A 20,991-nucleotide genomic window follows, 5' to 3' on the forward strand; every position below is an offset into this window, starting at 1 on the left:
CCGAGCGCTACCTGGTCCAGTTGGGCTTCACCCTGCACGGCCCGCTCGATCCGCAGCGCCTGCGTGGCGCGGCGCAGGCGCTGTTGCAGCGCCATCCCAACCTGCGCGCCGGGTTCGCCCACCATGGCCTGCCCGCGCCCGTGCAGACGATCCCACGTCAGGCCGAACTGCCCTGGCATGAGCTCGCGCTGGACGGCGACGCCGCCGCGCGCAAGGCCGCGCTGGAACGTTTCATGGACCAGGACCGCGACCGCCGCTTCGACCTGACCCGCGGTCCAGCGCTGCGCTTCGCCCTGCTCCGCGACGGCGATGCGTGCCGCCACCATCTCGTGTTCACCAGCCACCATCTCCTGCTCGATGGCTGGTCCTCGCCGATGCTGCTGCGCGAGCTGTTCACGCTGTATCGCGAGGGCGACGGCGCGCTCGAGGCGCCAGCGCCCTACCGCGACTACCTGGCCTGGCTGCATGCGCGCGACCAGGACGCTTCGCGCCGGGCCTGGCGCGAGGCGCTGCATGGCCTGAGCGAACCGACCCGGCTGACCGCGGCCTCGAACGCGGTGACCGTGCCGCGGATGCTGAGCGCGCACGTCTCGGCGACGCTCGCCGCCGCGCTGATCGCGCACGCGCGCGAACGCCAGCTGACCCTCAACACCCTGGTCCAGGCGGCGTGGGCGATGGTGCTCGGGCATCTGACCCGGCGCGACGACGTGTGCTTCGGGGTCACGGTTTCCGGGCGTCCGCCGGATGTCGCCGGGGTCGAGCGCATGATCGGATTGTTCATCAACACGGTGCCGCTGCGCCTGCGGCTCCGCGGGCAAGAGCGACTGGACGAATTGCTCGACCGCCTGCAGGCGCAGCAGACCGCGCTGATCGGCCATGAGTATCTGAGCCTGGCACAGATCCAACGCGAGGCCGGCGGGGGCGAACTGTTCGACACCCTGCTGGTGTTCGAGAACTTTCCGGTCGAACCCGCCGCGGCGGGCGACGGCGGCGGCGATGCGGCGGCGTTGGCCGTGTCGCTGCTCGGCAATCATGGCGCCGCCGCGACCCATTACCCGCTTGGCCTGTCGATCTTGCCACCGGCGCCGGGCGAACCGCTGCGCCTGGAGGTGAGCTATCGCCCGGACCTGCTCGATCCCGGCCAGGTACGGCGCATCCTTGCCCGCTTCGAGCGCGCGCTGACGGCCATCGTCCACACGCCCCGGCTGCGGGTGGCCGCGCTCGACCTGCAAGCGGACGAAGAGCGTGCGCTGGCCGAGGCCCGCAATGCCACGGCGCGCGCCTACCCGTCGGACACCGCGATCAGCCGCTTCCGTGCCCAGGCCGCGCACACGCCCGACGCGGTGGCCGTGCACTTCGGCGCACGTCGCATCCGCTACGCCGAACTCGACCGCCGCGCCGAGCGCGTAGCGCGCCGCCTGCAGGCACTCGGCGCAGGGCCGGACCGCATCGTCGGCCTGTGTCTGGAGCGGTCGCCCGAGGCGATCGTCGGTCTGCTCGGCATCCTGATGAGCGGCGCGGCCTATCTGGCGCTGGACCCGGATTACCCGGCGCAACGCCTGGCCTACATGCTCGACGACGCGCGTCCCATGGCGGTACTGACCCAGGTGGCGCTGCGCGACCGGCTGCCCGCCTGCGCCGCGCAGATCCTCGCGATCGACGCGATCGACGCCGAGCCCGACGCCGCGCCGCCGCTGCGCGCCGTTCCGCGCCCCGACCACCTGGCCTATGTGCTCTACACCTCCGGCTCCACCGGCAAGCCCAAGGCCGTGATGGGCACCCACCGCAGCCTCGCCGCGCGCCTGCACTGGGACGTCGCGCCCGACCGCGCACCGATCGCCGAGGTCTACGCGCAGAAGACCACCGTCAACTTCATCGACGTGTTGTGGGAGCTGCTCATGCCGTTGGTGCGCGGCGAGCAACTGCTGGTACTCACCCGCGAGCAGGCGACCGACCCGGAGGCGATGATCGACGCGCTCGCCCGCGGCGGCGCCACCCGCATCGTGCTGGTGCCTTCGCTGCTGCGCGCGCTGCTCGACAGCGGCCAGGCGCTCGCCGCGCGGTTGCCGAATCTGTACTACTGGGCGTGCAGCGGCGAGGCGCTGAACCCGGAACTGGCCAGGCGCTTCAAGGCGCAACTGCCGCGGGCGCGCCTGCTCAACGTCTATGGCACCTCCGAGTTCTGGGACGCCACCAGCCACGACGTGCGCGTGGACGAACGCGACGCGCACGGGGTGCCGATCGGGACGCTGCTCGACAACGTGCGCGCCTACGTGCTCGACCCGTTCCTACGCCCCGTGCCGCCCGGCACGCCGGGCGAGTTGTACGTCGCCGGCGACGGGCTCGCGCGGGGCTACCTGGGCCGCGCCGCGCTCAGCGCCGAGCGCTTCGTCGCCAATCCGTTCGAGCGCGGCGCGCGCATGTACCGCTCCGGCGATCTGGTGCGCTGGCGCGAGGAGGGCGGACTGGACTACCTGGGCCGCGCCGACCGCCAACTCAAGATCCGCGGCCAGCGCGTGGAGACAGGCGAAATCGAGGCATTGCTCTCGGCCGACCCCGGGATCGCCCGGTGCGCGGTCGGCCTGCACCATGCGCCGTCCGCCCGGGAAAGGCTGGTCGCCTATCTGGTGCCGGCCGGCAGTGGCGCGGCGGGGTTGGACACCGCCGCGCTACGCGAGCGCCTGGCCGCGCAATTGCCGGCGCACATGCTGCCGTCCGCGTTCGTCGTCCTCGATGCGCTACCGCTGCTGCCCAACGGCAAGATCGACCATGCCGCGCTGCCCGCACCCGACGTTGCGCCGCTGCGGCCCGCCTCGTCGCCGCAGCAACAGGCGCTGTGCGCGCTATTCGCCGAAGTGCTGGAACGCGACGAGGTCGGCGTCGACGCGGACTTCTTCGAACTCGGTGGCCACTCGCTGCTGGCGCCGCGGCTGGTCGCACGCATCCGCGACGTGCTCGGCGCGCGCGTGTCGGTGCGCGACGTGTTCGAGGCGCCGACCGTCGCCCTGCTGGCCAAACGCCTGGATGCGCCGCTGCGCGCGTTGTCCTCGTTCGAGGCGGTGTTGCCGATCCGCGCCCGGGGCGAGCTGGCGCCGCTGTTCTGCCTGCCCCCGGCCGGTGGCCTGGGCTGGTGGTACCAGGGCCTGTCGCGCCATCTCGATCCGCGCCGACCGATCTACGCCTTGCAAGGCCGTGGGCTGCGCGCGCACGAACCCCTGCCGCACAGTCTGGAAGAAGTGGCCGAAGCGTGCCTGGCGCAGATCCGCGCGTTGCAGCCGAACGGGCCGTACCACCTGCTCGGGTGGTCGTATGGAGGGACGCTCGCCTTCGAGGTCGCGCAACGCATGCAAGCGCAAGGCGACACCGTCGCCCTGCTCGCCCTGCTCGACAGCTACCTGCTCACCGCCCTGCCCGGCTTCGACGCGGACGCCAACCGCAAGCCGCACGCGCGCATCCTCGCCGATTTCCTCGACGTCTCCGGCTGCGCTCCGGACGACTGCGATGCCGAATCGCTCGACTACGAACGCGCCGCGCAGCTACTGTCCGACAGCGTGTACTCCGGATTCGACGCCGACCAACTGCAGCGTCTGGTCGCGGCCACCGCCAACGACGTCGACCTGCTCGGCCGCTATCGGCCGGGCGCGCGGCCGCGCATGGACGCGGTGTACTTCAACGCCACCGCCGGCAAGCAAGAAGCCTCGCCCGGCCCGGCCGAGTTCGCCGCCGCGCTCGACGGTCGCCTGCATGTCCATGACCTCGACTGCCGCCACGACGAGATGGCGCATCCGCAGCACCTGGCGCGGATCGGCCGCGTACTCGCGCAGCGCTACCGGTTGTGACCACGGCCGTTCCCGCTCGCCCCCGCCCCAATCGAGACAGCCGCATGACCCGCCTCGCCATCGACCGCCGCAAGACCCTGCCCGAGCAAGGGCTGCCCTGGAACGCGCTGCAGGACGCCATGTCCGACATGCGCAGCGGCGACGCCGACTGGCGACACGGACGCACCCCGCTGCACGTCTATTACGCCGGCGAGGACGTGCTGGACGTCGCGCGCCGTGCCTATGCGATGTTCATCAACGAGAACGCGCTCGCGCCCGCGGCCTTTCCCAGCCTGCAACGCATGCAGGACGACATCATCGACATCGCGCTGTCGCTGCTCGGCGGCGGCGCGCGCGGCGGCGGCAGCATGACGTCCGGCGGCACCGAGAGCATCATCCTGGCCGTACGCAGCGCGCTGCGCGCCTTCCGCCACCGGCATCCGCGCATCGCGCGGCCGCGTCTGTTGCTGCCGACCAGCGCCCATCCCGCCTACGACAAGGCCGCCGACCTGATGCAACTGGATGTGCTGCGGGTGCCGATCGGCCAGGACTACCGCGCCGACGTCGAGGTGCTGGCGCAGAACCTGACAGCGGACACCCTGATGATCGTCGCCTCGGCGCCGTCGCTGCCCTTCGGCGTCATCGATCCGGTCGAATCCATCGCCCGGCTGGCGCGCGAGCACGGCGTCTGGCTGCATGTGGACGCCTGCATCGGCGGTTTCCTGGCCCCGCACGTGGCGAAGTTCAAGCCGGGACTGCCGCGCTTCGATCTCTCCGTCCCCGGCGTGCGCTCGCTGTCGGCCGACCTGCACAAATTCGGCTACAGCGCCAAGGGAGCGTCGGTCATCCTCTACGCCGACGCCGAGGACATGGCCTACCAGCACTTCGAATACTTCGACTGGCCCAAGGGCATGTATCGCACCCAGACCCTCACCGGCACCCGCCCCGGGGGCACCGTCGCCGCGGCTTGGGCGGTGCTGCACTACCTGGGCGAGAACGGCTATCGCGCCCTGGCGCAACGGGTGATGCGCCTGCGCGATCGCTACATCGCCGGGATCCGCGCCATTCCCGACCTGCACCTGTTCGGCGAGCCGGACCTGAGCGTGATCGCCTACGGTTCGCAGGAATTGGACATCCATGGCATCGGCGATGCCATGCAGACGCGCGGCTGGTACGTCAGCCGCCTCTCGCACCCTCCCGCGCTGCATATGACCGTCACGCCGGGCCATGACCTTGGCGTGGACGCCTATCTTGCGGACCTGGCGCAGTGCGTGCACACGCGCGAACGCGGCAAGCCGGCCAATCTGGCCAGAACGATCGTCACCTACTGAACCGTCCCATCCATCACCACAGGAGCACTCCATGAGCAACCCCTTCGACGATGCCGACGGCGTCTTTCTGGTCCTGGTCAACGACGAGAACCAGCATTCGCTGTGGCCGGAATTCGCCGCGATTCCGGAAGGTTGGCGCCAGCTGCACGGCCCCGACACGCGCCAGGCCTGCCTGGAGTACATCGAGACCCATTGGACCGATATGCGGCCGGCCAGCCTCATCCGCGCCATGCAGGAAGACGCGAACTGAGACGAGCCGCGAAGAGGGCTTCCGCGGTCGCCGCCGCGGACGCCGCTGCTCCCGGGTACGACGCGCCCCGCGTCGTCGTCGCGCTCAGCGCACCGGCAGACTGATGTAGCTCGCCTGCTGCGGCGTATGCCAGATGCGCTGCGTCGCCTTCTGGTAGTCGCCGGGCTTGGCGAAGTAGATGTTGGGCACGTAGGTCTGCGGATTGCGGTCGTACAGCGGGAACAGGCTCGACTGCACCTGCACCATCACCCGGTGGCCGCGCTGGAAGGTGTGGTTGGCGGTGGGCAGGCCGAAACGGTAGGCGAGCGGCTGGTTCGGCGCGATCGGCTTGGGCGTTTCGAAGCTCTCGCGGTAGCGGCCGCGGAAGATCGCCAGCGACACCGGCAGTTCGTAGCCGCCCAGCTTGGGATCGGACGCCATCTGCTCCGGATACACGTCGATCAGCTTCACCACCCAGTCGCTGTCGCTGCCGCTGGTAGAGGCCTGCAGGTGCACTTCCGGAGCGCCGGCGATGCTGAGCGGGGCGTCCAGCGGTTCGCTGACGTAGGTCAGCACGTCGGTGCGGCCGTCGACGAAGCGCTGGTCGTGCACCAGCCAGGTGGTCCACATGTCGCGGTCGCCGAACTCGACCGGGCGCGGCACGAACGGCACCGGCTTGGCCGGGTCGGACACGTACTCCTCGTATTCGCCCTGCCCAGCCTGCGGCGCGTCGAACGACAGCTTGCCGCCGGCCGCCAGGTACAGCGGCTTGCTGCGCGACGCGCAGCCCTGGGCGCAGCTGCGCGGCCACGCCTGCAGGCGGTCCCAGTGGTTCTCGCCGGTGTTGTAGATGAACACCGGCGGGGTGTCGGCCTTGGGCGCGCCATCGACCAGATACTGGTCGAAGAACGGCTTGAGCACATCGCGGCGGAACTGCAGCGCGGTGTCGCCGTCGAACTTCAGCGCGCCCAGCGCCGACCCGTCGTAATTGACCTGGCTGTGCCGCCACGGGCCCATCACCAGATAGTTGCGGTCGTTGCCGGTGTCGCGCGGCTCCATCGCGGCGTAGCTGTGGATCGCGCCCCACATGTCCTCCTGGTCCCACAGCCCCTGCAGCCACATCGTCGGCACCTTCAGCGGCGTGCGCGCCATCACCTTGTCCAGCGCCTGCTCCTGCCAGAACGCGTCGTAGGCCGGGTGCTCGGTGAGCTTGCGCCACCACGGCAGTTGCTCCAGGCCCGCGGCCTTGGCGTAGTCGCCGGCCGAGCCGGCGCGCAGGAAATTGCTGTAGTCGTCGTAGCCCTGGCGCGGGATGCCCGCGCCCTTGCCGCGCTTGCTGAGCTGGCCGGTGAAGTAGTCGAAGTTGACCTGGCGGAAGGCGCCGTAGTTGAGCCAGTCGTCGCCCATCCAGCCGTCGATCATCGGGCTTTCCGGCGCGGCCACCTTCAGCGCCGGGTGCGGGTCGGTCAGCGCCATCACCACGGTGAAGCCTTCATAGGACGAGCCGATCATGCCGACCTTGCCGTTGGACTCGGGCACGTGCTTGACCAGCCAGTCGATGGTGTCCCAGGCGTCGGTGGCGTGGTCGACCTTGCTGCCGTTGAGCGGGCCGCGCAGCGGCCGGGTCATCACGTAGTCGCCCTCGGAACCGTACTTGCCGCGGATGTCCTGGAACACGCGGATGTAGCCGCCATCGACGAACACTTCGTCGCCCTGCGGCAGCAGGTCGCGCATGTGCGGCGAGGCCAGGCGGCTGGCGCGGCCGCTGGCGTCGTAGGGCGTGCGGGTCAGCAGGATCGGCGCGCCGTGCGCGCCCTTGGGCAGCACGATCACCGTGTGCAGCTTGACGCCGTCGCGCATCGGGATCATCACCTCGCGCTTGATGTAGTCGTTGGCCGCGGTCGGCGCCACGAACGGCTTGCCGGTGATGTCCGGCGTCATCGGCGCGGTCTGGGCCTGCGCGGCGGTGTCCAGGGCGGCGGCGATCAGGGTGGCGAGCAAGCGGGCGGCGATGGGTCGCATGGGACCTCCGAACAGTGAGGAGGCGACTGTAGGCGCAATTGCCGCCGGCGCGGAAGTGTCGCCGCGACGACGGCCGCCGCGCGCGGCATCGCGAATCCGCACGGCGGTGGCGGCCCCGCGCGTCCGTCACGGAGCGATGGGCGATAATGGATGTTTTCCGAGACGGCCTGCCTGGCATCCTCGTGTGCCGGCCGCAGGTCTTCGCTGCCGCCATGGTCGATGTCCCCACGCTGCTCGGCTACACCACCGTGCTGCTGCTGTGCCTGTCGCTGCTGGTGCTGGTCGCGCGCCCGAGCGCGGGCAATCGCCTGTGGCTGGCGATGCCGTTCCTGGCCGGCGCCTGCGGCTGCGGCTTGCTGATCCAGCCGCAGGCGTTCCCCGGCCGGCTCGGCCTGCAACTCGGCGCGTTCTGCATCACCCTCGCCTACGCGTTCGGCTGGCAGGCGATACGCGCGTTCTACGAGCGTCCGCCGAAATGGGGCTGGCTGCTGTTGCCGGGCCTGCTGTGGCTGGGCCTGGCCATCGCCGTGTTCGGCCGCTACGGCTGGACCACGGCCAACGCCAGCCTGCGGGTCGGGCTGGTCTGCCTGTACAGCGCGCTGCCGGCGTGGGAACTGTGGCGCCGGCGCAAGGGCGGCGTGCCGTCCACCGGCCTGCTGTCGCTGGTGTTCTGGGTAGCCGCGGCGCTGGCCGCGCTGGCCACGGTCTTCGCCCACTGGTTGCCGCAGCCGCTGGGCGCGGCGCCCACCCAGACCTGGGCGGTGGTGTTCTACAACGTCAGGATCCTGCTGCACGTGCTGCTGGCCAGCGCGCTGCTGGTGGCGATGCACAAGGAGCGCGAGGCGCTGCGCTACTACGACGACTCGGTGCGCGACCCGATGACCGGCCTGTACAACCGCCGCTTCTTCCAGCAGCGCACCGAGGAATGGCGCGACCGCGGCGCGCGGCGGCGCTCCGTGCTGTTCTTCGACATCGACCATTTCAAGCGCATCAACGACCGCCATGGCCACCGGCTCGGCGACGCGGTGATCGTGCTGGCCGCGCAGGTCGCGCGACGCAGCCTGCGCAAGGGCGACTGGATCTTCCGCTTCGGCGGCGAAGAGTTCGTCTGCGTGCTGCCCGATAGCGACCTGGCGCAGGCAAGCGCCCTGGCCGAGCGCTTGCGCCTGGCGTTCATGGCCCAGGCCAGGGAGGTGGAGGGACGCCGCCTCGACGCGACCATCAGCGTCGGCGTGGCGACCTCGATGGGCGGCGCGCTGCCAGTCGAGGCGCTGGTGGCGCAGGCCGACCGCATGCTCTACCGGGCCAAGGCCGCAGGACGCAACCGCACGGTGTCGAGCGGCGACGACCATCCGTTGCGCGCCGACTCCTAGCGCGCGCCGTCAGCGGCACCACGCGAAGCGCAGCACCGCGACGTCGCGGCATACGCGCGGTGCCGCGCCTGGCCCCTCGCCGCCTGGCCCCTCGCCGTGCGCAGCGCTTCGTGGTGGACCTGGAATGGCGCGACGGCAAGGCGACGCGGATCGCGCCGCGCAGCGTCGGCGGGCGCGCCTATCGAACACACGCGCTCAACGGAACGCGGCTAACGCTGGGGCTGGCACGCTGCGGCGCCACGCACGTGCCGCGACGATCGCCGGGCAGTCGGGACGCGCAACGGACGCATCAGCCCAAGCGGATGCCCGGCCCCAACACCGCGACGAACCACAGGCTGGCCAATGCGCCGGCGACCCGCCAGCCGATGCCCAACCGCAGCCCATCGCGCTCGACTGGCGCGGGAGGCAGCAAGGATGGCAGCGCCAGCATGCCCGCCATGGCCAGGAATCCCGTCGCCACACCCGAACTCAACACCAGCGCCCAGCCGACCGGGTTGAACAGCGCGCCCAACGTGAGCAGCAGCCCGAAGCCGAGATAGGAGACGCGACAGGCACGCGCGGCTTGCGTGGCGGACAAGACGCCATCGGCGCACAGCGTCGCCAGCGCGGCCGACGCGACCCGCATGGCCGCCCAGTAGCCGACGACGCCGGCGATCCCCAGCGGAATCCGCCAGGCCGCCGCATTGCCGATGGCAGCGAACACCGTCGCCCAATCGCCGCTCCCCAGCAGCGCCGAATAGACCAGATAGGCCGCTGCATTGAACAGATTGAACGTGCCGACGACCCAGGCGGCATAGCGCCATGCTGCTGGCAGACCGGAGCGACGCGCCAGGGCGAGCGTGAGCGCGGCACAGAGATTGAACGCCGGGCCGGCCAGGGCGATCCACGGCGAGGTGCCGACGCTGCTCAGGCCGATGGTCGAAAGCAGCCGCATGCTCACGCCTGGCGTGAACATCGCGACCACGGTGTGCGCGAGTTCGTGCCCGGTATCGCCGACCACAGCGGCCAGCGCGGCGACGGCCAGCAGCGAGAGGAAGCTCAAACCGCCATGCCCGGTCCGCATGTCAGTGCCGCACCTGGCCTTCGCCGCGCACCACGAAGCGCTCCACGGTCAGCGCTTCCAGGCCCATCGGGCCGTAGGCGTGCAGGCGCGTGGTGGAGATGCCGATCTCCGCGCCCAGGCCGAGTTCGCCGCCGTCGGAGAAGCGCGAGGAGGCGTTGACCATCACCACCGCCGCGCGCAGCGCCTGCACGAAGGCCTCGGCGTTGGCTGGATCCGCGGTGGCGATGACTTCGGTATGGTCCGAGCCGTAGCGGCGGATGTGCGCGATCGCCGCGTCCAGGTCCGGCACCACCGCGATCGCCAGGATCAGGTCCAGGTACTCGGCGGCGTAGTCGTCGTCACTGGCGCTGTCGATGTCCGGCAGCAGCGCGCGGGTGGCGGCGTCGCCGCGCAGCGCCACCCCGCGCGCCTGCAACGCCTGCGCCGCCAGCGGCAGGAAACGCGCGGCCACGTCGGCGTGCACCAGTAGCGTCTCCAGGGAATTGCAGGCGGCCGGCCGCGTGGTCTTGCCGTCGACCAGCAGCTTCACCGCCAGTTCCAGGTCGGCCGAGGCGTCGACGAACAGATGGCACACGCCCTTGTAGTGCTTGATCACCGGCACCCGCGCATGTTCGGCGACGAAGCGGATCAGGCCCTCGCCGCCGCGCGGGATCGCCAGGTCGACAAGGTCGTTGAGCTGCAGCAGTTCCAGCATGGTCTCGCGGCGCAGATCCTCGACCAGGGTCAGCGCGGCCTCGCCGATGCCTGCCTCGCGCAGTGCCCGACGCAGCGCCGTGGCGATGGCGGTGTTGGAGTGGATTGCCTCGGAACCCCCGCGCAGGATCACGCCGTTGCCGGCCTTGATGCACAGCGCGGCGGCATCGGCGGTGACGTTCGGGCGCGCCTCGTAGATCATCGCCACCACGCCCAGCGGCACACGGATCTTCTGCACGCGGATGCCGTTGGGACGCACGTCGTCGCGGGTGACCTGCCCAACCGGATCGGGCAAGGCCGCCACCTCGCGCAGCGCCGCGGCGATGCCGTCCAGGCGCTTGGCGTCCAGCGCCAGCCGATCGAGCATCGCGCTGCCGACGTCCTTGGCCCGCGCCGCGTCCAGATCGCGCGCATTGGCGGCGAGGATCGCCTCCGCATCCGCTTGCAGCGCCGCTGCCATCGCCTCCAGCAAGGCTTGTTTGGCAGACGACGACAACTGCGCCAGTGCTTGCGCGGCGTCGCGGCACTGCAGGGCCTGGGTGCGGATGGAGGTCATTGGGGGTTCCGGGGGCTGGATGGGGATTCGGGATTCGGGATTCGGGAAAGGCTACGCGCGGTGCTGGAAGGTTCGAAGGGACGGACGCAATACGGCCTGCATAGAAGCCACGCTTATGCCGATTCCCCACTCCCGATTCCCGATTCCCGCACCACCACCAGATCATCGCGATGGATGACGTTCTCGCCATAGTTGTAGCCCAGGATCGCCTCGATGTCGCGCGAGTGGCGGCCGGCGATGCGGCGGATGTCCACCGCCGCGTACTGGCTGACCCCGCGCGCCAGGCAGCGCTCGCCGGCCGCGTCGCGCAGGCGCACCTCCACCATGTCGCCGCGGCGGAACTCGCCCACGGCACCGGCGACGCCGCCCGGTAGCAACGAAGCGCCCTTGTCGAGCAGCGCGGCCGCGGCACCGGCATCGACCAGGATCGCGCCCGGCTCCACCGGCACGTGGCGCAGCCAGTACTTGCGCGCGGCGATGCGGGTGCGCGCGGCGTGGATGCGGGTGCCGCGCAGGCGGTCCTGGGCCAGGCCGCGCACCACCTCGGCGCTGCGGCCATTGAACAGATAGGTCTCGATGCCGGCGGCGCCGGCCTTGGCCGCGGCCTCCAGCTTGGTGCGCATGCCGCCGGTGCCCACGCCGCTGCCGCTGCCGCCGGCCATCGCCAGCACCGCCGCGCTCAGCTCCTGCACCTCGTGCAGCGGCTGCGCCTGCGGGTCGCGGCGCGGGTCGGCGGTGTACAGGCCGTCGATGTCGGTGGCGATGAACAACGCATCGGCATCGACCAGCGCGGCGACGATCGCAGCCAGGTTGTCGTTGTCGCCGAGCTTGAGTTCGTCCACCGAGACCGTGTCGTTCTCGTTGACCACCGGCAGCGCCCCCAGCCGCAGCAGCTCGCCCAGGGTGGCGCGTGCGTTGAGATAGCGGCGGCGGTTGCGCAGGTCGTCGTGGGTCAGCAGCACCTGCGCCACCGGCCGCTCGAAGAAGCGCTGCCACAGCGCGATCAGCTGCGCCTGGCCGAGCGCGGCCAGCGCCTGCCGCGCGGCCAGCGCCGCGCCCGCCTCGGCGGCCTTGGGCACGATGGCGCGACCGGCGGCGACCGCGCCGGAGGACACGATCACCAGTTCGCGCCCGGCCGCCAGGTTGGCCGACACGAACTGCGCCAGGCCCAGCGCGAAGCGTGGCGTGAGTCCACCGCCGTCGGCGGCCAGCAGGCTGCTGCCGACCTTGAGCACCGCGCGCCGCCAGGGCGGCAGCACCTGCTCGACGAAGGGCGTGGCGGCGGTGGCGGTCGGTGCGGTCATCGGGCGCTCGCTCGGCTCAGTGCGCGTTCCAGGCGTACACGGTCAGCTCGGACGCGGCCTGGAGCGCCAGCGGATCCTCGGCGACGATGGCCTGCGCCTGCGCCAGGCTGTCCACGTTCTTGAGCACATAGGCCCCACCGCTGCCGTCGCCGAAGCCACCGCTGCGCTCCAGCAGCCCGCGTTCGCGCAGCGCGGCAAGGAAGTCGCGATGCGGCTGGATCACCGACTCCGGAAACGCCGGCTTGCGCATCGCCATCACCAGGTACAACGTCATTGCCTTCTCCTGCATGCGAGGCGCGGCATGGCATGCGCCTCCGGTAAAAGTTCGACGACCGCGCGCTGCCTCAGCGCACCGGCGGTGGTGCCTCCGCGCGGGCGCCAAGGCCGGGAAACAGCCGCAGCAGCCGTCGCAGGTTGTCCTGCGGGGCGACATCGCCGGCCTCGTCCATCCAGCGCTCGTCCGCCTCCGGATGCGGCCCGGCCAGCACCACCGTGCCGCGGCCATGGCGATAGCGCGCGATCGCCACGTCGCCGTTGCCGTACTGGGCGATCGGCACGAAGCCGTCCGCCGCGCTGCCGGTGAGGAACGGGCCGTCCTGATAGTAGACGCGCTGCCAGGTTCCGTCCCAGCGGATGGCGATGGTGTGGTCGCCTTCGTCGTCGATGCCCGAGCGCGGACGCCCGACTTCCGACTGCAGCGCCACATCGACCAGGCCGATGCCGTCGCGGTCGGCCAGGTACGCCCCCATGCACAGGCCCAGGAAACCCTTGCCGCCGCTGACGAAGTCGCGCAAGGCCGCGGCGCCATCGTCGCCGAGGGCGGCGTACGCGGCCGGGATGTCCTGGCCGCCGCCGGGCTGGATGTACAGATCGACATCGCGCAGCGTGGCGGGGGTCACGTGCAGCGGTTCGCGCTCGCCGACATAGACGATCGTCAGCGGCAGGCCGGTCGCGCGCAACGCATCCACCACCATCTCCGAGCAGCCGCGGCAGCCGGCCGCACCGCGGTAGACCGCCACCTTCGGCGCGGCCCCGACCGCCGCGCTGGCCGGGGCCGCGGGCAGCGCCAGCAGCCCCGCGACGAGCAGCGCCAAGGCGATGGTCCGCAGGCCGCCCGCACTGCCTGACCACGCGGGCGATGCGATCGCCGCGCGCCAGCCTGTGGGACGGCCACGCAGGCTCATCCCAGCGTGTCCCAGCGCGCGCGCAGCGCCTGCAACTGCAGATCGGCGGCTGCACCGGGCGACACCCGCGCCGCCAGGCTGCCTTCCGGCGTGCGCCCCTGCCCCGCGCTGTCGGCGGATGCGGCGGCGGCCTGGTAGGCCTCGCGGAACGGCACGCCGGCCACCGCGGCTTCCACCGCCACGTCGGTGGCGTACATGCCCGAGTCGATCGCCGCGCGCAGCTTGTCCTCGCGCCACTCCAGGTTGGCCAGCAGCGCCGGCAGCAGCTCCAGCGCGGCCAGGCCGCGGCCGAAGCCGTGGAAGATCGCGCCCTTGCTGCTCTGCAGGTCACGGTGATAGCCCGACGGCAGCGACAGCAACTGTTCGATCTCGGTGCGCGCGGCGGCCACGCTGGCGTGGGTGGCGCGCATCAGCTCGATCACGTCGGGGTTGCGCTTGTTGGGCATGATCGAGCTGCCGGTGGTGTACTGCGCCGGCAGCGCGACGAACCCGAATTCGCCGCTAGTGAACAGCGACAGATCCCAGGCAAGGCGGCGCAGATCCAGGGTGGCGCTGCCCAGCGCTTCCAGCGCGGCCATCTCGAACTTGCCGCGCGAGAGCTGCGCGTAGATCGGGCTGACCTGCAGCCGCGCGAAGCCCAGCGCGGCGGTGGTGTGGGCGCGGTCCAGCGGCAGGTTGACGCCGTAGCCGGCGGCGGTGCCGAGCGGATTGCAGTCGACCAGGCGCAGGGTGTCGCGCGCGCGGATCGCGTCGTCGATGAAGGCCTCGGCCCAGCCCGCCCACCACATGCCGGCCGAGGACACCACGGCGCGCTGGATGTGGGTGTAGCCGGGCACCGGCAGGTCGCGCTCGGCCTGCGCGCGATCCAGCGCCACCTTGGCGATTTCCGCGCCGAGCTGCGCCAGCCGCGCCAGCCTGTCCTTCAGCCACAGCCGGGTGGCGACCAGGATCTGGTCGTTGCGGCTGCGCCCGGTGTGGATCTTGCGTCCGGCATCGCCCAGGCGCTCGGTCAGCCGCGCCTCGATCGCCGAGTGGCCGTCCTCGAAGCGCGCATCCAGCACGAACGCGCCGCTGCGGAAATCCTCGGCCAGCACCGCCAGTTCGCGCTGCAGCCCGGCCAGTTCGTCGGCCGAGAGAATGCCGATGCGCTGCAGGCCTTCGGCGTGCGCGCCGCTGGCGGCGATGTCGTGCAGGAAGAACTCGCGGTCCAGCAGCACGTCGTCGCCGGCCAGGAAGGCCTGGATCTGCGTGTCGACGGCGACGCCGGGTTTTTGCCAAAGCAGATTGGTCATTGGGAAGCCGGGAATGGGGATTGGGGAATTGGGATTCGGAAAGCGGCGCACTGCGTCCGTTGGGGATACGGCGCTGATTGTGGGTGTCCTACTCCGGCGTGTGTATCGGCGGGATCGACGTCAACTCGTCCACGCCCAGCGCCAGGTTGAGGTTCTGCATCGCCTGCGTCGCCGCGCCCTTGAGCAGGTTGTCCAGCGTCGCCACCAGCACCAGGCGCTTGTTGCCCGGGGCCAGGGTGAAGCCGCCGAGCTGCACGCCGTGGCGGCCGGCGATACGGCTGACCCACGGCGCCTCGTCGATCACCTCGATCAGCGGCTCGCCGGCATACCGGGCGCGATACAGCTGCTGCACCGCCTCCAGCTTCAGCGGCTGCTGCAGCCACAGGTTCACGGTCATGGTGATGCCGCGGAAATGCGGTGCCACGTGCGGCATGAACTCCACCGGCACGCCGAGCTGCGCGGACACCTCGCGCTCGTGCATGTGGTCGGTCAGCGCGTACGGCATCAGGTTGTCGTGCAACAGCGCCGGATTGTTTTTGTCCGACGGCGTGGTGCCCGCGCCGGAATAGCCCGACACGCCGAAACACTGCGGCGGGCCGGCGAGCTGCTCGCGCAGCGGCGCGATCGCCAGCTGCATCGCGGTGGCGTAGCAGCCCGGGTTGCTGATGCGGCGCTGGCCGGCATAGCGCGCGCGGGTCAGTTCCGGCAGGCCGTAATACCAGGCCGGGTCGAAGCGGTAGTCCGCGGACAGATCGACCACGATCGAATCCGGCGCACCAGCGCCGACCGCCGCGTCCAGCGCCGCCACGTAGGGCGCGGCCTTGCCGTTGGGCAGCGCCAGCACCACCACGTCGGCGCGCTTGGCCGCCACCGCCTCGGGATCGAGGTTCTCGTAGCGCAGCTCGCCCTGGTAGGCGTCGTGGTGCGCATCGACGCGCTGCCCGTCCAGCTCGCGCGAGGACAGGAAGGCCAGGCGCAATTGCGGATGCGCGGCGATCAGGCGGATCAGTTCCGCGCCGGTGTGGCCGCGGGCGCCGACGATGCCGATGGAATAGATGGGAGTGCTCATGCGTGCGAATCCAGGCGGAACTGCAGGTGGCGTTTCACCCCGGCCCATTCCGTATCGATGATGGAAAAGACGACGGTGTCGCGCGGGGTGCCGTCGGCGTGGCGCTTGTGGTTGCGCAGCACGCCGTCCTGCTTGGCCCCCAACCGCGCGATCGCGCTGCGCGAGGCGTGGTTGAACCAACTGGTCTCGAACACCACACTGAGACAACCGAGCGTGTCGAAGGCATGCCCAAGCAGCAGCAGCTTGGCCTCGGTGTTCAGGCCCGTGCGCTGCACCCGCGGCGCATACCAGGTGTAGCCGATCGACAGCGTCGGCACCTGCGGATCCAGGCCGTAGAAACGCGTGCTGCCGACGATCTCGCCCTGCGCATCGCGCACCACGAACGGCAGCACCCGGCCCAGCGCCTGCACCTCCAGCGCGGCGGCGACATAGGCGTCCACCCGCTCCGGCGCCGGCACGTTGGTGTACCACAGCCTGTCCAGGCCGCTGCCGTGCAGCGCGGCGCGCAGGCCCTCGGCGTGCGCCGCCTGCAATGGCTCCAGGCCGACGTGGCGGCCGCGCAGCGTCGGCACGCGGCGCCAGGATTCGGGAAGTGCGGGATCGATGCTGGACATTGGGAGAGTCTAGGCGAGAAGGCCGCTCAGCCCTGCAGGGTCGGCGTGCGCGTGGCGCAATGCGCCACGCAGTGCTGGATCTGCTCGAAGCTGTCCAGTCCGTACCAGAACACCTTCCACTTCTCCTGTTTGAAGCAGCCGTCGGACTCGGCGTAGTAGAAGATGTTGACCTGGTTGTTGTGGCGCGAGCGCCAGAACAGCTGCGGCGTCTCCTCGCGCATCACGTTCCACACCGCACGGCCCAGGCCCTCGCCCTGCGCGTCGTCGAGCACCGCGAACTTGTCCAGGTAGGTATAGCCGCCCTCGTCGGTGAGGATCACCGCGGTGCGGTAGTTCTCGCTGACGTAGGCGCGCAGCAGCTTGGTGGTGTCGAAATAGTCCGGCACCAGGGTGCGGCCGAAGCTGGATTCGATCAAGGTCTTCAGCCGCGGCAGGTCCAGCTCGCTCCACGCCGTGGCGCGCAGCACCTTCTCGCCGCGCCGCACCAGGGTGCCCGAGCCCTTATGGGTGAACAGTTCCTTGGCCAGGTCGGCCGGACGCGTGATCGACACCGACGACTCCAGCGGCAGCCGGTCCAGCAGATCCTTGATCTGCTCGATCTTCACCTTCATGCCGCCATGGATCCAGGGCTGCGCGATCAGGTGGTCGTACTCGGTGGACAGGTTGATCGAATCGATCACCCGGCCCTGTTCGTCGAGCAGGCCGCCGGTGCCGGTGAGGAAGATGATCTTGTACGGCTGCAGTTCCTGCACCAGTTCGTTGGCGGCGAAATCAGCGTTGATGTTGAGGATCTGCCCGCTGGGGGTTTCGCCCAGGCTGGTGATGACCGGGATCGAGCCGGCCTGCAGGCTGGCCTCGATCGGCGCCAGGTTCACCGCGGTGACCTCGCCGACCAGCCCGTAGGTGTCGCGGTCCAGGTACTGCGCCTCGAACACGCCGCCGGTGATCGAGGTGGCGCGCGCGCCATTCTGCTGCAGCGCCTCGACCAGCTTGAGGTTGGAGGCCTGGAACACCCGGCGCACGATCGCCAGCGCTTCCGGCGAGGTCACCCGCAGGCCATTGACGGTCTGCTTGTCGATGCCGGCGGCGGACAGCTCCGCGTCCAGCTGCGGGCCGGCGCCGTGCAGCACGATCGGGGTCAGGCCCACTTCCTGCAGGAACGACAGCGACGAGGTCAGCGCCTCCAGGTCGTCGCGCAGCACCGCGCCGCCGACCTTGACCACGGCGAAGCGCTTGGCATCCAGTTGCGAGAAGCGCTTGAGGTACTGGCTGATCTCCTTCGCGCTGGCCATGCTCGAAAGCAGGCGCACAATGGTCTGGCGGGTTTGGCGGTTGGCGTGCATGGCGGGGGGCGGTGTCCGAAGGAATCCAGGGTGGGCGATCGCGGGATCGGCCCGGATGGCAGGTGGAGGCGCGCGGCTCAGCGCGCGCCGTTGATGATGCGGTGCACCGCGTCGGCGTAGCGCTGCAGTTGCTCCAGCGTCACGAACTCGTCGGCGGTGTGCGCCTGGGCGATGTCGCCCGGGCCGTAGACCAGCGCGGTGTAGCCGCCGGCGGAGAACAGCGAGGCCTCGGTCCAGAAGTCCACCGCGTTGCCGATCGGCAGCTCCAGCGCATCGGCGACGTCGCGCGCGGCCAGGCGCTTGTCCTCGGCGCGGGCGCCATTCCAGTCAGAAGCCGCGCCCGACGGCAGGCTCGGCCCGCGGAATGTCTCCTCGAAATGCGCCGCGGCCGGCTCGGCGAAGCCGGCGAAGGTCGCCAGCAAGGCGTCCACGTCCATCGACGGCAGCGGCCGGAAGCCGAAGCGCAGCTCCGCCGCCGGCGCGATCATGTTGGCCTTGATCCCGCCCTCGACCCGGCCGATGTTGAAGCGCAGCCCGGTCAGCCCGCCGAAGCGCGCATGCGCCAGCGACTCCACATGGTCCAGCGCACGGCCGCCCCAGCGCATCGCCTGATGCAGCGCGCTGGCCGCGGCGTCCTGCTTGCCCGAGGCATGCCCGGCGCGGCCGGCGAAGCGCATCAACACCGAGCTGATGCCGCGGTGCGCCAGCACCGCCTCGCTCATGGTCGGCTCGGCCACCAGCACCGCCTCGTAGGCGATGCCGCGGGCCAGGAACGCGGCGATGCAGCGCGGGTCGTTGGCCTCCTCGTCGCTGGAGAACAGGAACGCTGCATCGCCGTCGCCGGCATTGGCTGCCGCGACCAGCGCCGCAGCCGCGCCCTTGATGTCGCACACGCCCAGGCCGACCACGCGATCGTCCAGGCGCCGCATGACGTGCGGGTCGGCGCTCCAGTGCGGCGAATCCGGCACCGTGTCCAAGTGCACATTGAACAGGTACTTCGGCGTGCCGCGCACCGCATACAGGCTGACCGCGCCGGCGCCGTGGTCGATCACCTCCACCGCGAAGCCGGGCAGCTGCGCGCGGAGGTAGTCGAAGATGCCATCAGTGCCGATCGCGCGCGGCGGATTGCGGGTGTCGAAGGACACCAGCGCCTGCAGGTGATCGAGCGTGGAGGTGAGCAGATCGGTCATGGTCGGTCAGGCCGCCGTGGGGCGGGTGCGATAGAGGTCGGGGTGGGCGATTTCCATCAACGACTGCGGCCGCGCCGGCGCGGCGAAGCCGTATTGGGCGTATAGCGCATGCGCATCGGAGGTGGCGAGCATGAAGCGGCGCAGGCCCTGCAGCTGCGGATGCGCCATGATCGCGGCGACCAGTTGCTTGCCGTAGCCGCGGCCGCGGTAGGCGTCGAGCACGAACACGTCGGCCAGATAGGCAAACGTCGCCCCGTCGGTGATCGCTCGGGCGAACGCCACCTGCCCTGCACCCTCGACATAGCCGCCGAAGCACAGCGAACCGGCGATCGCCCGCTGCACCGTATCCAGCGGGATGCCCAGGCACCAATAGGCCTGCTCGCTGAGGAAGCGATGGATCAGCGGCAGATCCAGTTCCTGCTTGTCGGTGCTGATGCGTAGTGCGTGCATGGTTCCATCGCAGTGGCCCCCTTCTCCCACCGGGAGAAGGTGCCCCCGAAGGGGGCGGATGAGGGTACGGGCGAAGCCTGGTAAAGCGAATCGCGCCAGCGAGGTAAAGGGACAGGCGCAACGCGCAGCCAACGATTGCGAGGCTTCGCCCGTACCCTCACCCCAACCCCTCTCCCGAGGGGAGAGGGGCTTTTCAAAGCGTCAGCGATTGACCTGGGCGTACAGCGTCGAGCTCATCCCGAACAGCTTGATGAAGCCCTCGGCCTCGGCCACGCCCCAGTCCGCCGACTGCGCGTAGGTGGCGCCCTTGGCGTTGAGCAGGTGCGGCGACTTCACCGCCACCGCGTCGACGCGGCCGCCGCGGGTCTCCAGCGTCACTTCGCCGTTGACCATCGCCTGCGACGACTTCAGGAAGGCCTCCAGGTCGGTCTTCAGCGGGTCGTGGTAGAAGCCCTCGTAGACCAGCTCCACCCACTTGCGCGCCACGTCCGGCTTGAAGCGGTTCTGCTGCTTGGTCAGCACCGCGTCCTCCAGCGCGCGGTGCGCGGCCAGCAGCGCCACCAGGCCCGGCGCCTCGAACACGATGCGGCCCTTCAGGCCGATCACGGTGTCGCCGGTGTACACGCCGCGGCCCACGCCGTAGGGCGCGAACAGCTTGTTGAGCTTGGCCAGGATCTGTTCGCCCGGCAGCGCCTTGCCGTCGAGTTCGACCGCCTCGCCGTGCACGAACTTCAGCTTCACCGTCAGCGGCTCGGTCGGCCACGCGCTGCGCGGCGCGCACCAGCCGCGGGCGCCCTCGCCCGGCGCTTCCCAGCGGTCGATCTCGCCGCCGGACATGGTCAGGCCCAGCAGGTTCTCGTTGATGGTGTAGGCCTGCTGCTTGGCGCGCACGCCGAAGCCGCGCTCCTCCAGGTACTTCTGCTCGTAGGCGCGGGTCTGGGTGTGTTCCTTCTGGATCTCGCGGATCGGCGCGACGATCTCGTAGTCGCCCAGCGCCTTGACCGCCAGGTCGAAGCGCACCTGGTCGTTGCCCATGCCGGTGCAGCCGTGGGCGATGACCTTGGTGCCCAGTTCCTCGGCGCGCTTGAGCGCTGCATCGACGATCAGGTAGCGGTCCGACACCAGCAGCGGATACTGGCCCTGATAGCCCTCGCCGGCCCACACGAACGGCTTGACGAAGCCGGCCCAGATCGCCGGGCCGCCATCGACCGTGACGTGGCTGGCCGCACCCAGTTCCGCGGCGCGCTTCTCGATGAAGTCGCGCTCCTCGGCGTCCACGCCGCCGGTGTCGGCGAACACGGTGTGCACCGCATAGCCCTTGGCCTGCAGGTAGGGAATGCAGAAGCTGGTGTCCAGGCCGCCGGAGAAGGCGAGGACGATGTCCTTGAAGCCGGGAGTGGGGATTGGGGAATCGGGAATGGAAGAAGCGGTGCTCATGGTTGTTTCCTTATCACGCGTAA

At 70.5% G+C, this 20,991-nt stretch carries 17 protein-coding genes (1 of these 17 cut by a window edge); 4 read left to right on the plus strand and 13 right to left on the minus strand.

What is annotated here, in order from left to right; translation table 11 throughout:
- The 3 genes in view from AB3X07_RS13425 to AB3X07_RS13435 are tightly spaced (at most 44 nt apart) and all read left to right on the plus strand, a layout consistent with a single transcriptional unit that may run on beyond the window.
- Positions 1-3,839, plus strand: the final stretch of a protein-coding gene (locus AB3X07_RS13425) for an amino acid adenylation domain-containing protein (protein WP_369939098.1). The gene continues 12,442 nt to the left of window position 1, outside the view; the window shows 3,839 of its 16,281 coding nt (coding positions 12,443-16,281); the start codon falls outside the window, past its left edge; it ends in the stop codon at positions 3,837-3,839.
- Between the two features lie 44 nt (positions 3,840-3,883).
- Entirely contained in the window at positions 3,884-5,149 is a 1,266-nt protein-coding gene (locus AB3X07_RS13430; protein ID WP_369939100.1) for a pyridoxal phosphate-dependent decarboxylase family protein, read from the plus strand.
- Positions 5,150-5,180: 31 nt separating this feature from the next.
- The gene (locus tag AB3X07_RS13435) at positions 5,181-5,399 is read left to right on the plus strand and encodes an MbtH family protein (protein ID WP_369939101.1); all 219 of its coding nucleotides are present in this window, start codon (positions 5,181-5,183) and stop codon (positions 5,397-5,399) included.
- 84 nt (positions 5,400-5,483) lie between these two features.
- Here AB3X07_RS13435 and AB3X07_RS13440 read toward each other — a convergent pair whose 3' ends face one another.
- A complete protein-coding gene (locus tag AB3X07_RS13440) occupies positions 5,484-7,400 on the minus strand; it encodes a CocE/NonD family hydrolase (protein WP_369939102.1) in 1,917 nt (638 codons plus the stop codon).
- 146 nt (positions 7,401-7,546) lie between these two features.
- On the opposite strand from AB3X07_RS13440, the gene AB3X07_RS13445 reads away from it, so the two are divergent.
- A complete protein-coding gene (locus AB3X07_RS13445) occupies positions 7,547-8,773 on the plus strand; it encodes a sensor domain-containing diguanylate cyclase (protein ID WP_369939103.1) in 1,227 nt (408 codons plus the stop codon).
- Between the two features lie 289 nt (positions 8,774-9,062).
- On the opposite strand, the gene AB3X07_RS13450 is transcribed toward AB3X07_RS13445, so the two are convergent.
- The 12 genes from AB3X07_RS13450 to AB3X07_RS13505 form a co-directional block, all read right to left on the minus strand.
- The gene (locus AB3X07_RS13450; protein WP_369939104.1) at positions 9,063-9,836 is read right to left on the minus strand and encodes a hypothetical protein; all 774 of its coding nucleotides are present in this window, start codon (positions 9,834-9,836) and stop codon (positions 9,063-9,065) included.
- A gap of 1 nt (position 9,837) precedes the next feature.
- Positions 9,838-11,085, minus strand: a complete 1,248-nt coding sequence (locus AB3X07_RS13455; protein WP_369939105.1) for a glutamate-5-semialdehyde dehydrogenase — start codon at positions 11,083-11,085, stop codon at positions 9,838-9,840.
- A 113-nt stretch (positions 11,086-11,198) separates the two neighbouring features.
- A complete protein-coding gene (gene proB, locus AB3X07_RS13460) occupies positions 11,199-12,389 on the minus strand; it encodes a glutamate 5-kinase (protein ID WP_369939106.1) in 1,191 nt (396 codons plus the stop codon).
- Positions 12,390-12,405: 16 nt separating this feature from the next.
- Positions 12,406-12,663 carry a YciI family protein gene (locus AB3X07_RS13465; protein ID WP_160965169.1) on the minus strand — a complete coding sequence of 86 codons (258 nt, stop codon included), beginning with the start codon at positions 12,661-12,663 and terminating at the stop codon, positions 12,406-12,408.
- A 70-nt stretch (positions 12,664-12,733) separates the two neighbouring features.
- On the minus strand, positions 12,734-13,483 hold the full coding sequence (locus tag AB3X07_RS13470; protein WP_369939107.1) for a hypothetical protein: 750 nt from the start codon (positions 13,481-13,483) through the stop codon (positions 12,734-12,736).
- Between the two features lie 86 nt (positions 13,484-13,569).
- Positions 13,570-14,865 carry an argininosuccinate lyase gene (gene argH / locus AB3X07_RS13475; protein WP_369939108.1) on the minus strand — a complete coding sequence of 432 codons (1,296 nt, stop codon included), beginning with the start codon at positions 14,863-14,865 and terminating at the stop codon, positions 13,570-13,572.
- A gap of 88 nt (positions 14,866-14,953) precedes the next feature.
- The gene (argC, locus tag AB3X07_RS13480; protein WP_369939109.1) at positions 14,954-15,934 is read right to left on the minus strand and encodes an N-acetyl-gamma-glutamyl-phosphate reductase; all 981 of its coding nucleotides are present in this window, start codon (positions 15,932-15,934) and stop codon (positions 14,954-14,956) included.
- Entirely contained in the window at positions 15,931-16,548 is a 618-nt protein-coding gene (locus AB3X07_RS13485) for a GNAT family N-acetyltransferase (protein ID WP_369939110.1), read from the minus strand. The genes argC and AB3X07_RS13485 overlap by 4 nt, the downstream gene beginning before the upstream one ends.
- Positions 16,549-16,574: 26 nt before the next feature.
- The gene (locus AB3X07_RS13490; protein ID WP_369939111.1) at positions 16,575-17,891 is read right to left on the minus strand and encodes an acetylglutamate kinase; all 1,317 of its coding nucleotides are present in this window, start codon (positions 17,889-17,891) and stop codon (positions 16,575-16,577) included.
- A gap of 77 nt (positions 17,892-17,968) precedes the next feature.
- Positions 17,969-19,081: an acetylornithine deacetylase gene (locus tag AB3X07_RS13495; protein ID WP_369939112.1), complete on the minus strand. Its 1,113-nt coding sequence runs from the start codon at positions 19,079-19,081 to the stop codon at positions 17,969-17,971.
- A 6-nt stretch (positions 19,082-19,087) separates the two neighbouring features.
- Positions 19,088-19,531 (minus strand): GNAT family N-acetyltransferase, encoded by a 444-nt coding sequence (locus AB3X07_RS13500; RefSeq protein WP_369939113.1) that lies wholly within the window; start codon positions 19,529-19,531, stop codon positions 19,088-19,090.
- 201 nt (positions 19,532-19,732) lie between these two features.
- The gene (locus AB3X07_RS13505) at positions 19,733-20,968 is read right to left on the minus strand and encodes an argininosuccinate synthase (protein WP_369939114.1); all 1,236 of its coding nucleotides are present in this window, start codon (positions 20,966-20,968) and stop codon (positions 19,733-19,735) included.
- Between the last annotated feature and the right edge of the window lie 23 nt (positions 20,969-20,991).

This window comes from Xanthomonas sp. DAR 35659 (assembly GCF_041242975.1).
Taxonomy (GTDB): domain Bacteria; phylum Pseudomonadota; class Gammaproteobacteria; order Xanthomonadales; family Xanthomonadaceae; genus Xanthomonas_A; species Xanthomonas_A medicagonis.

Coding starts and splice junctions, on each gene's coding strand:
- AB3X07_RS13440 (WP_369939102.1), bottom strand. CDS start 7,400: ATGCGACCCATCGCCGCCCGCTTGCTCGCCACCCTGATCGCCGCCGCC.
- argH (WP_369939108.1), bottom strand. CDS start 14,865: ATGACCAATCTGCTTTGGCAAAAACCCGGCGTCGCCGTCGACACGCAG.
- AB3X07_RS13500 (WP_369939113.1), bottom strand. CDS start 19,531: ATGCACGCACTACGCATCAGCACCGACAAGCAGGAACTGGATCTGCCG.
- AB3X07_RS13465 (WP_160965169.1), bottom strand. CDS start 12,663: ATGACGTTGTACCTGGTGATGGCGATGCGCAAGCCGGCGTTTCCGGAG.
- AB3X07_RS13445 (WP_369939103.1), top strand. CDS start 7,547: ATGGATGTTTTCCGAGACGGCCTGCCTGGCATCCTCGTGTGCCGGCCG.
- AB3X07_RS13505 (WP_369939114.1), bottom strand. CDS start 20,968: ATGAGCACCGCTTCTTCCATTCCCGATTCCCCAATCCCCACTCCCGGC.
- AB3X07_RS13430 (WP_369939100.1), top strand. CDS start 3,884: ATGACCCGCCTCGCCATCGACCGCCGCAAGACCCTGCCCGAGCAAGGG.
- AB3X07_RS13490 (WP_369939111.1), bottom strand. CDS start 17,891: ATGCACGCCAACCGCCAAACCCGCCAGACCATTGTGCGCCTGCTTTCG.
- AB3X07_RS13450 (WP_369939104.1), bottom strand. CDS start 9,836: ATGCGGACCGGGCATGGCGGTTTGAGCTTCCTCTCGCTGCTGGCCGTC.
- AB3X07_RS13495 (WP_369939112.1), bottom strand. CDS start 19,081: ATGACCGATCTGCTCACCTCCACGCTCGATCACCTGCAGGCGCTGGTG.
- argC (WP_369939109.1), bottom strand. CDS start 15,934: ATGAGCACTCCCATCTATTCCATCGGCATCGTCGGCGCCCGCGGCCAC.
- AB3X07_RS13455 (WP_369939105.1), bottom strand. CDS start 11,085: ATGACCTCCATCCGCACCCAGGCCCTGCAGTGCCGCGACGCCGCGCAA.
- AB3X07_RS13485 (WP_369939110.1), bottom strand. CDS start 16,548: ATGTCCAGCATCGATCCCGCACTTCCCGAATCCTGGCGCCGCGTGCCG.
- AB3X07_RS13435 (WP_369939101.1), top strand. CDS start 5,181: ATGAGCAACCCCTTCGACGATGCCGACGGCGTCTTTCTGGTCCTGGTC.
- proB (WP_369939106.1), bottom strand. CDS start 12,389: ATGACCGCACCGACCGCCACCGCCGCCACGCCCTTCGTCGAGCAGGTG.